Origin of the sequence: Asanoa sp. NPDC050611, from assembly GCF_040654855.1 — a bacterium.
Taxonomy (GTDB): domain Bacteria; phylum Actinomycetota; class Actinomycetes; order Mycobacteriales; family Micromonosporaceae; genus Asanoa.
Window position 1 is genome coordinate 1 of sequence record NZ_JBFAIU010000607.1, and the last position, 2,286, is coordinate 2,286.

General features: G+C 72.6%; 2 protein-coding genes. One reads left to right on the plus strand and one right to left on the minus strand.

All coding sequences use genetic code 11. The features are described from left to right. On the minus strand, positions 1-1,524 hold a 1,524-nt coding region (locus AB0H87_RS40865), incomplete at its 3' end, for an AMP-binding protein (RefSeq protein WP_360158953.1). A gap of 60 nt (positions 1,525-1,584) precedes the next feature. Between AB0H87_RS40865 and AB0H87_RS40870 the strand changes: the two genes are divergently transcribed. After that, positions 1,585-2,286: PaaX family transcriptional regulator C-terminal domain-containing protein (locus AB0H87_RS40870; RefSeq protein ID WP_360158956.1), on the plus strand; the 702-nt coding region annotated here is incomplete at its 3' end.

The window sequence follows — 2,286 nt, forward strand, 5'->3', positions numbered from 1 at the left end:
GGCCCATCGGGTCGGCACGTCCGACGACGTCGCGGAGGCGGTCGTCTTCGCGCTGACCAACACGTTCCTGACCGGAGGCGAGCCGGCCGCGCCGTCGCGCAGCACGACGTAGGCCTTGACGATCTGGCCCCGCTCCGGGTCGGGTGCGCCCACGACGCAGCACTCGGTGACCGCCGGGTGGCCGGCCAGCGCCTCCTCGACCTCCGGGCCGGCGATGTTGTAGCCCGACGACACGATCATGTCGTCGCGCCGCGCGAGGTAGTGGAAGTAGCCGTCCTCGTCCCGCAGGTACGTGTCGCCGGTGTAGTTCCATCCATTTTGGACGTACGACGCCTGCCGCGGGTCGTTGAGGTAGCGGCAGCCGGTGGGACCTTTGACCGCCAGCCGGCCCGGGGTGCCGGGCGGCACCGGGTTGCCGTCGTCGTCGAGGACGGCCGCGCGGTAGCCGGGCACCTCGCGACCCGTGGCGCCGGGCCGGATGTCGTCGTCGGCCGCCGAGATGAACACGTGCAGCAGCTCCGTGGAGCCGATGCCGTCGATCAGCCGGACGCCGGTCGCGGCGAAGAAGTCGCGCCACGTGGACGCCGGCAGGTGCTCGCCCGCGGAGACCGCACGGCGCAGGCTGCGCAGCCGCTCGAGCCGGCCGGCGCGCAGCATCGCCCGGTAGGCGGTCGGCGCCGTGAAGCAGACCGTCGCCGCGTGCCGCTCGACCAGGTCGGCCAGCTCGTCCGGGGTCGCCTTCTCGACCAGCAGGGTGGCGGCGCCCGCCCGCAGCGGGAACACCAGCAGGCCGCCGAGCCCGAACGTGAACGCCAGCGGCGGCGTGCCGATGAAGATGTCGTCGGGTCGCGGCCGCACCAGGTGGCGCGAGAACGTGTCGGCGATCGCCAGGACGTCGCGGTGGAAGTGCATGGTCGCCTTCGGCTGCCCGGTCGTGCCGGAGGTGAAGGCCAGCATCGCGACGTCGTCGGCCGAGGTCTCGACGGCGGCGAACGCGTCGGCCCCGCCGGTCAGCTCGCCGTAGGTCAGGACCGGTGCCCCGCCCAGCCGCGCCAGCCGCAGGTCGTCGACGAACCGCGGGTCGCAGAGCGCGAGGTCGACCCGGGCGATCTCGGCGACGGCGGTCAGCTCGGCCGGCCGCAGCAGCGGCATCGTCGTGACGACGACGCCGCCGGCCTTGAGCACGGCGAACCAGCACGCCACGAGCCAAGGGTTGTTGGGACCGCGGAGCAGGACCCGGTTGCCGGGGACGAGGCCGTGGTCGCGGGTCAGCACGTCGGCGATCCGGTTGCTCGTGCGGTCCAGCTCGGCGTAGGTCCAGCGCTCGCCGCCGGGGGTGAGCAGGCAGAGGTGGTCGGGGTCGGAGGTGAGGAGCTCGACGGCGCAGTTGATCCGGTCGGGGTAGCGCACGTCGTCGAGGTCGAAGACCATCTCGGGCCACTGGTCGAACGGCGGGAGGTGGTCGCGGCAGAAGGTGTCCACATGTGCCGAGGGTTTGAGCGCGGTCGAATTGTCCCACGTCATTCCCCAAGTATTCGCATTCCATGACGGCAGTCAAGAGAACGCATCAGATAGGGTTTCCCCGTGACGGTGGAGACGGACGATTCGGGCGGCCGCGCCCAGAAACCCCGGGCATTGATCGTCACGGTGTACGGCCTGTACGCCCGCGAGGCCGGCGGCTGGATGAGCGTGGCGTCGATCATCCGGCTGCTCGCGCAGTGCGCCGTCGACGAGCCCGCCGTCCGCTCGGCGATCTTCCGCCTCAAGCGCCGCGGCCTGCTCGACGCGAAGCGGCTCGACGGCGTGGCCGGCTACGAGCTGTCCGACGACGCCCGCGAGATCCTCCGCGAGGGCGACCGGCGCATCTTCGCCCGGCAGCGCGCGACGCCGGCCGACGGCTGGTTGCTCGCGGTGTTCAGCGTGCCGGAGAGCAAGCGGGACCAGCGCCACGTGCTGCGCTCGCGGCTGGCCTGGCTGGGCTTCGGCACGGTGTCGGCCGGGGTCTGGATCGCGCCGGCGCACCTCCACGACGAGGCCAGGGAAACCCTGGAGCGGCACGGGCTGGACGTCTACGTCGAGCTGTTCCGGGGTGACTACCTCGCCTTCGGCTCCGCCGCCGAGCGGGTCGCGCAGTGGTGGGACCTGGACCGGCTGCGCACGCTGCACGAGGACTTCCTGCGCCGGTACGAGCCCATGGCCGCGGCGTACCGGCGGCGGCGCACCGTCAGCGACGCGGAGGCGTTCGCCGACTACGTCAACGCGCTGACCGACTGGCGGCGGCTGCCG